Here is a 7,922-nt window from a genome sequence, read left to right as displayed (position 1 = left end):
CTTCGACGCCGCCCGCTTTGCCGACATGAACGTCGACCCGGCCGCCTGGGAGATCGAGCCCGAGGACCTCGAGCGGGCCCGGCAGGCCGCGGCCGCGCCCGTTCCTGGCGCCGGCTGAACGTATCGAGCACCCGCCGCTGGCGGCGGGTGGCGGGCTTCGAGTCCGTCACCTGTCGTCGGTGGCGTCTTCTGACCATTCACCACTTACCACTTCGATATCAAACAGGAACCCCACAGGTGCATCATGCCCGATTCAGGTCTCCCCAATAACAAAGAACAACTTCTGGCCCGTGTCGTCGAGTCGCTGGATACCGGTTTCCCGGAACAGGAGGTCGCCCGGATCAATGCCTTCGCGCGCCAGCTCTTCCAGGTGGTGCCGGCCGAGGAAATGCTGTCGTGCGCCGTCGAGGATCTGCAGGGGATCGCACTGTCGGCCTGGCAGTTCGTGCAGCAGTACGACAGCCGCAAGCCCAGGGTGCGGGTGTTCAATCCCGACCAGGAACAGCACGGCTGGCAAAGTCGCCACACCGTCATCGAAGTGCTGCAGCAGGACTCCCCCTTCCTGGTCGACTCGATTCGGATGGAACTGAACCGGCGGGAGCTGGCCATCCACCGGATCTGCAATACGGTACTGGGCGTGAGCCGTCGCGACGGGCGGCTTCAGACGCTGCAGCCTCAGGACGGCGAGTCCGGCCGGCGCGAGTCCCTGATCCACCTCGAAATCGACCGCCAGTCCGATCCCGAGATGCTGAAGGCGCTGCAGCAGGGGATTCTGGATGTGCTGACGGATGTGCAGGCGGCGGTCGGCGACGTCGGAGCGATGCAGGTGCGCATCGCCGAGCTGCGCGGCCAGCTGCACGGGGCCGGGTCCGGGGAAGCGCAGGCCTTCATCGACTGGCTGCTGGACGGCCATTTCATCTTGCTCGGCATCGAGGAATCCAGCGCTTCGGCCACCGGCGACATGCAGCCGCTGCCCGAGCGGGCTCTCGGTATCGGCGGGCGGCCGCAGGGGCTGCCGCCGGTATCGGCTCAGGCCTCGACGCTGCTGACGTTCGCCCGCGCCGGGCAGCGCTCCCGGGTGCATCGCCCCGCCTATCTGGATGTGATCGGCATTCGCCACTGCGACGAGGCGGGCCAGGTCGTCGGCGAGTGCCGTGTTCTGGGCCTCTACACCGCCCCGGTGTACAGGCAGTCGGTACAGCAGATCCCGCTGATTCGGCGCAAGGTCGAAAGCGTGCTCGAGCGTGCCGGCTTCAGCCACGACGGCCATAGCCGCAAGGCCCTGCTCGAGGTGCTCGAGGGGCTGCCGCGCGAGGAACTGTTCCTCGCCGGGCCCTCGGCGCTGCACCGCGTCGCGATGGGCGTCTTCGATCTGCAGGAGCGGTACCGGGTACGGCTGCTGATGCGCCGGGATGCCTGCGACCGCTTCTATTCCTGTCTCTATTACGTGCCGCGGGACCTGTTCAACAGCGCTCTGCGGGAGAGGATCCAGCAGGTGCTGGCCGAGCGGCTCGAAGCGCAGGAGATCGAGTTCAGCACCCGCTTCAGCGACTCGATACTGGCGCGGGTGCATTTCGTTGTTCGCGTGGCGCCGCAGGCCGGGACCGCAATCGACGAGGCCTCTATCGAGGCGGCGGTGGTCGAGGCATCGCGGGTCTGGCACGACGAACTGCGCAAGGCGCTGCTGGAAAGCTGTGGCGAAGAGAGCGGTAACCGCCTCAATCAGCAGTTCGGCCACGCCTTCCCGTCGGCCTACCGCGAGCACTTCGGCCCCCGCAACGCCGTGATCGACATCCAGCACCTCGATGGCCTGAGCGACGAGCAGCCGGTGGCGATGAGTTTCTACCGGGGGCTGGAGCCGGTATCGGAGCTGTTGCGCTGCAAGCTGTACCGCGCCGAGGCACCGCTGGTGCTGTCCGAGGTGCTGCCGATCCTCGAACAGCTGGGCTTTCAGGTCCTCGGCGAACATCCCTATCCGATCCGCAGCCGGGACGGCCGCCGCCTGTGGCTGCACGACTTCACGCTCAGGCCCCGTGCCGGCGAACGGGTGGAACTGGAGGCGATCAAGGCCATCGTGCAGGAAGCCTTCCTGCGTCTCTGGCACGGCGAAGCCGAGAACGACGCCTTCAACCGGCTGGTGCTGGCGGCGCGCCTGCCCTGGCGGGAAGTGGCGCTGTTGCGGGCCTATGGCCGCTACGGCAAGCAGCTGCGCTTCGACTTCAGCCAGACGTACATCGCCGATGCCCTCTGCCGGCATCCCCAGGTCGTGCGTCAACTGGTGGCGCTGCTCCGCGCCCGCCTGGATCCGGCCCGGCAGGACAGCGACAAGGCCGGGGCGCTGGTCGAGCGTCTGGAGCAGGGCATCCTCGAGTCGCTGGAGCGCGTCGAGAGCCTCGACGACGACAAGATACTGCGCCGTTATCTGACGTTGATCCGCGCGACCCTGCGCAGCAACTATTTTCAGCCCGGCCGTGACGGCCAGCCGAAGGGCTATTTCGCCTTCAAGTTCGATCCGCGCGCGATACCCGGGGTGCCGCTGCCGCGGCCGCGCTACGAGATCTTCGTCTACTCCCCCCGTATCGAGGGCGTGCACCTGCGCGGCGGCAAGGTTGCCCGTGGCGGTCTGCGCTGGTCCGACCGGCAGGAGGACTATCGCACCGAAGTGCTTGGTCTGGTGAAAGCGCAGCAGGTCAAGAACGCAGTGATCGTGCCGGTCGGCGCCAAGGGCTGCTTCGTCGCCAAGCAGATGCCCACGGATGGCAATCGCGACGAGATGCAGGCCGAAGGCGTGGCCTGCTACCGGATCTTCATCAGCGGCCTGCTGGATCTGACGGACAACCTGGTCGGCGGCGAAGTGGTGCCGCCCGCCGGGGTCGTGCGCCGCGATGACGACGATCCCTACCTGGTGGTGGCGGCCGACAAGGGCACCGCCACCTTCTCCGATATCGCCAACGCCATCGCCGCCGACTACGGCTTCTGGCTCGGCGATGCCTTCGCCTCCGGCGGCAGCCAGGGCTATGACCACAAGAAGATGGGTATCACCGCCCGCGGTGCCTGGGAGTCGGTCAAACGCCACTTCGGCGAGCGCAGCCTCGACGTCCAGCACCAGGACTTCAGGGTGATCGGCATCGGCGACATGGCCGGTGACGTCTTCGGCAACGGCATGCTGCTGTCACGGCACATCCGCCTCGTCGCGGCCTTCAACCACCAGCACATCTTCATCGATCCCGCCCCCGATGCGGCGGCGAGCTTTGCCGAACGGGAGCGGCTGTTCCGGCTGCCGCGTTCCTCCTGGGCCGACTATGACGCCGCACTGATCTCGGCCGGCGGTGGCGTCTTTTCCCGCCAGGCCAAGTGGATCGCGGTTTCGCCGCAGATGCGCCAGCGTTTCGACATCGCGGCCGAGCGGCTGGCGCCGGCCGAGCTGATCAGCGCGCTGCTGCGCGCCCCGGTCGACCTGATCTGGAACGGCGGTATCGGCACCTACGTCAAGGCCAGCCACGAGAGCCATGCCGACGTCGGCGACAAGGCCAACGATGGCCTGCGCATCGATGCCCGGGAGTTGCGCTGCCAGGCGCTAGGCGAGGGGGGCAACCTCGGATTCACCCAGCTGGCGAGGGTCGAGTTCGCGCAGCACGGCGGTGCCTGCAATACCGACTTCATCGACAACGCCGGCGGCGTCGACTGCTCCGACCACGAGGTCAACATCAAGATCCTGCTCAACGAGCTGGTGGCCGGCGGCGAAATGACGCTGAAACAGCGCAACCGCCTGTTGCAGGAGATGACCGACGAGGTCGCGACCCTGGTGTTGCGCAACAACTATCGCCAGGTGCAGGCGCTGAGCCTGGCCGAAGCCCACGCGCGTCGGGCGCCTGACGACTATCTGCGCCTGATCCGGCGGCTGGAGGCAGCGGGGCGTCTCGACCGGATGCTGGAGGGGCTGCCCGACGATGCCGCCTTCGCCGAGCGCCGGGCCCGCGGCCAGGCGCTGACGCGACCGGAACTGGCGGTGCTGATGGCCTACGCCCGTGCCGAGCTGAAGGAAGCGCTGGTGCGCTCGCCGGTCGTCACCGACGACTGCCTGCTGCCGGCGCTCGAGACCGCCTTCCCGGCGCGGCTCTGCAAGGCTTTCCCGGAACCGCTGTACCGGCATCGGCTGCGGCCGGAAATCGTCGCCACCCAGCTGGCCAACGACCTGGTCAATACGATGGGGCCGGTCTTCGCGCAGCGGCTGCAGCAGGCGGCCGGTGCGGGGCTTGCGGATGTCGTCGTCGCCTACGTCATCGCCCGCGATCTCTTCGAGGTGCCGCAGCTGTGGCGACAGATCGAGGCGCTCGACAACCGGGTCGATGCCGCGCTGCAGCTGGAGATGATGACCGACCTGCAGCGACTGGTGGCCCGCGCCAGCCGGCGCCTGCTGCGCCAGCCTGAACAGCTGCGCGATCCGGCACGGGTGCTGGCGCGCTATCGCGACGGCATAGCGGCACTCGGCGCGTCGCTGTCAGAACGCCTCAGCGGTGAACGGCTGCAGGCCTGGCAGCGGCGCCATGACGTCCTGTGCGAAAGCGCCGTGCCGGCCTCCCTGGCCGGCCTGATCGCCGGCGCCGACTGCCTCTACTCGGCGCTGGCGGTCGTCGAGGTCGCGGAACAGGCAGGCGTACCGGTGGAGCGGGTCGCCGACATCTATTACGGCCTCGGCGAGCGGCTGGAGCTGCACTGGTTCGATCAGCAGGTGAAGGCGCTGGCGGCCGGCAGCCACTGGGAGGTACAGGCGCGGGACGGCTACCGGGACGAGCTCGACAGCCAGCAGCAGGCCCTGACCCTGAGCGTGCTGGGTCTGGCGCCGGCGGATGGCGGCGGCAGTCCGGTGGAGCACTGGCTGGCCCGGCATGCGGCGGCGCTCGAGCGCTGGCAGCAGATGCTGACAGAGCTGCGCAGCGCCGCCCAGGCCGAGTGCGCGGTCTTTTCGGTGGCGCTGCGCGAGCTCGGCCAGCTGGCCCAGCGCAGCCTGAAGGGGGCGGGCTGATGCCCGCCTGCATTGCGGCGATGGACAGTGACGGGATGCAGCAGCGGGTGGAGGAGATTGCCCATCGGGCACGCAGCCGACTCGGGACCGGCAGGCTGGCGGATTACATACCGGCGCTCGCCGAGCAGGACCCGAACCGCTTCGGCATCGCGGTCTGCACCAACGACGGCCGGGTCTATGCCGCGGGCGATGCCCAGGAGGCCTTTTCGATACAGAGCATTTCCAAGGTGTTCCTGCTTACGCTGGCGCTGCGCGCCGGCGGCGGCGACCTCTGGGACCGGGTCGGGCTGAATCCGTCGGGGATGCCGTTCAATTCGCTGAGCCAGCTCGAGGCGGAGCAGGGCAAGCCGCGCAATCCGTTCATCAATGCCGGCGCCATCGTCGTCGCCGACCACCTGGTGAGTGCCTTCGCGACGCCGGCGCAGCACATCCAGGACGTGGCGCGCCGGCTGTCCGGCAATCCGTCGATCCTGATCGACCGGCGGGTGCTGGAATCGGAGTGGCAGCACCGCTCGCGCAATGCGGCCATGGCCTATCTGATGAAGTCGTTCGGCAATATCGCCAACGAGGTCGACGATGTCCTCTACGCCTACTTCGCCTGCTGCTCGCTGGGCATGAGCTGCGTCGATCTGGCGAAGGCGCTGAACTTCCTCGCCTCGGCCGGCTACGCCCGCTGCGCCGACGAGGCGTTCGTCACGCCGGCGCTGGCGCGCAAGATCAACTCGATTCTCATCACCTGCGGCATGTATGACGCGGCCGGCGACTTCGCCTACCGCGTCGGACTGCCGGCCAAGAGCGGGGTCGGCGGCGGCATCGTCGCCGTCGTGCCGGGCAGGCTCTCGGTCTGCGCCTGGTCGCCGTTGCTGGATGCCAGCGGCAACTCGGTGGCCGCCCAGTATGCGCTGGAGCTGCTGTCGAACGAGCTGGCCGGTTGCGCCGCCTGACGTTGATCAGTGGTGCGCGGCGTCGGCATGGCCGGTGCCGCGTTGCTTGCCGGCTTCCATCGAGCGGCCCGACGCTGCACAGCAGGCGCGGCGGATCACTGTGGCATCAGCGGTGCCCGGCGCATCATACCGCCGGGTGGCGCTGCCGGAGTGCCGTACTGTGCTGCCAGATAGTCCAGCACCACCGCTTCGTCGGCGCCGAGGTCCCAGAGACCCTGGGTCTCCTGCATCCAGCGAATGAGCGATTCCCAGCGCTCGCGGCTGTGATGGTTCTGGATGATCAGTTTCGACGAATGGCAGGCGGTGCAGTGGCCACGGACCTTTTCCCAGCCCGGCGCTATTTTCAGGCCGCTGGCCGGATCGACCGCGGCCTCCTTGGCCGCCACCGGTATGGCGGACAGCAGCAGCACGACTCCCAGCAGGGTGCGGTATCGAGTCATGAGCGATTGCCTCAGGCAACCGTCACCGCGATGCGGTGGGCTGAGTTGTTGAGGTAGCCACGCGGGTTCCAGCCCGGCAGCACCATCGGCTGGGAGACGCCCAAGTCGTCCACCGCCCGCGCCCAGACTTCGTAGTAGCCGGGCTGCGGGAATTCCACCTCGTGGTCCCAGTTCTGCCACGCCAGGCGGTTCGCCGCAGGCTGCAGGGTCGCCGTCTGCCAGGTCTGGCCGAAGTCGATGGAGATATGCAGCTCCTTCACCGAGCGGTCGCCGGCCCAGGCGTGGCCATGGAGCTTCAGCTTCTCGCCCAGGCTGTGCTGAACCCCGGAACGGGGCGAGGTGATCAGCGACTTCACCGGCATCGACTCGATGATGCACATGCCCTCCGCCGGCACCTCGGTGCCGGGGGCCACGGGCTCGCAGGGCACGCGATAGGAGTGTCCTGTCATCTTGGTGCCGTCGTGCACCTGATTGCGGATGACGATGCGATTCAGCCATTTGCCCGAGGTGGAACCGGGCCAGCCGCCAATCACGAGTCGCAGCGGGTAGCCGTTTTCCAGCGGCAGCGGCTGGCCGTTGAGACCCCAGGCGATCATCGATTCGTCTTCCAGCGCCTTGGCCATGGGCACGCCACGGGAGATGGTGTCCTTGTTCGGGTCGCCGCTGAGGTGGGTGTCGGCGCCGTAGTAGCCAATGTAGACGGCGTCGTCCTTGATACCGCAGTCTTCCAGTACGTCGCGCAGCCGGATGCCGTTCCACTGCGGGCAGCCGACGGCGCCGTAGGTCCACTGGTTGCCGCTGGCCGGGGGGTAGAAGCCGGCGCGTCCATTGCCGCCGCACTCGAGCGTCAGTTGCAGGTCGACGGCGGTGAAGCGCTGCTTGAGCTCGTCCAGGGTATAGCTCTTGGCCTCCCTGACCGACTCGCCGCCGATCGCCAGCGTCCAGGCCGCGAGATCGATATCGGTGGGCGTCGCGCCGTTGTTGCGGATGAAGAGCCGCTCGGCCGGGGTAATGTCGTCGTTGAGCAGGTGCGCCGGGGTTTCGGCGTTGAGCGGCCGGTCATTGAGTACCGTAAGCCCGTCCTTGCCGGGAATCTGGAAGGGGGAGGCGGTTTCTGCCAGAGCGGCCGGTATCAGTCCTTCCGGCATGAAACGGTGAAACACGATGGCACCGCCGACCAGAGCCGACATGCGGCCGAGTCCGCTGATAAAGCCACGCCGGGTACTGGGATGTGCCCGCCGGCCGAATACTTCCCAGTCGGCGCGTTGCGGGTCCTGCTGATAGAGCCTGTGGATGCCGATCTTCTTATTCTTCATTCATTCGCTCCCGAAACAGAGATGAATCGGACCGGGTGTCAGGCGCTGGTCGGACACAGCGCAAAGAGCCGGTGCTCTTCGGGGGCACCCGGCGACATGCGCGGCTGCGCCATATCGCGGAAAGTATAGACGGTCAGCCGCACGCAACCAGGCGTCGAGTTCCGGTAGCGAAAACGAAAATTGCAGGAGCAAAAAT

4 protein-coding genes are annotated in these 7,922 nt (G+C 67.6%); 2 read left to right on the top strand and 2 right to left on the bottom strand.

Features of this window, described 5'->3' with window-relative positions; translation table 11 throughout:
- The first annotated feature begins 244 nt into the window (after positions 1–244).
- Together IEX85_RS21190 and glsB are read left to right on the top strand one after the other, a co-directional pair.
- Entirely contained in the window at positions 245–5,026 is a 4,782-nt protein-coding gene (locus IEX85_RS21190) for an NAD-glutamate dehydrogenase (RefSeq protein WP_188862626.1), read from the top strand.
- Positions 5,026–5,970, top strand: coding sequence for a glutaminase B (gene glsB / locus IEX85_RS21185; protein ID WP_308425677.1), 945 nt, complete (start codon positions 5,026–5,028; stop codon positions 5,968–5,970). Before IEX85_RS21190 ends, glsB begins: the two co-directional genes overlap by 1 nt.
- A gap of 95 nt (positions 5,971–6,065) precedes the next feature.
- Here the strand turns inward: glsB and IEX85_RS21180 are convergent, their stop codons facing one another.
- Both IEX85_RS21180 and IEX85_RS21175 read right to left on the bottom strand, forming a co-directional pair.
- A complete protein-coding gene (locus IEX85_RS21180) occupies positions 6,066–6,410 on the bottom strand; it encodes a hypothetical protein (protein ID WP_188862625.1) in 345 nt (114 codons plus the stop codon).
- 11 nt (positions 6,411–6,421) lie between these two features.
- Positions 6,422–7,726, bottom strand: coding sequence for a sulfite oxidase (locus tag IEX85_RS21175; protein WP_188862624.1), 1,305 nt, complete (start codon positions 7,724–7,726; stop codon positions 6,422–6,424).
- Positions 7,727–7,922: the final 196 nt, after the last annotated feature.

Source organism: Marinobacterium nitratireducens, assembly GCF_014645375.1.
Classification (GTDB): Bacteria; Pseudomonadota; Gammaproteobacteria; order Pseudomonadales; family Balneatricaceae; genus Marinobacterium_A; species Marinobacterium_A nitratireducens.
This window is presented reverse-complemented; position numbering and strand designations above follow the sequence as displayed.

What these genes read in the sequence shown, in the direction of transcription:
- IEX85_RS21190 (WP_188862626.1), top strand. Translation starts at nt 245, where the DNA reads ATGCCCGATTCAGGTCTCCCCAATAACAAAGAACAACTTCTGGCCCGT.
- glsB (WP_308425677.1), top strand. Translation starts at nt 5,026, where the DNA reads ATGCCCGCCTGCATTGCGGCGATGGACAGTGACGGGATGCAGCAGCGG.
- IEX85_RS21180 (WP_188862625.1), bottom strand. Translation starts at nt 6,410, where the DNA reads ATGACTCGATACCGCACCCTGCTGGGAGTCGTGCTGCTGCTGTCCGCC.
- IEX85_RS21175 (WP_188862624.1), bottom strand. Translation starts at nt 7,726, where the DNA reads ATGAAGAATAAGAAGATCGGCATCCACAGGCTCTATCAGCAGGACCCG.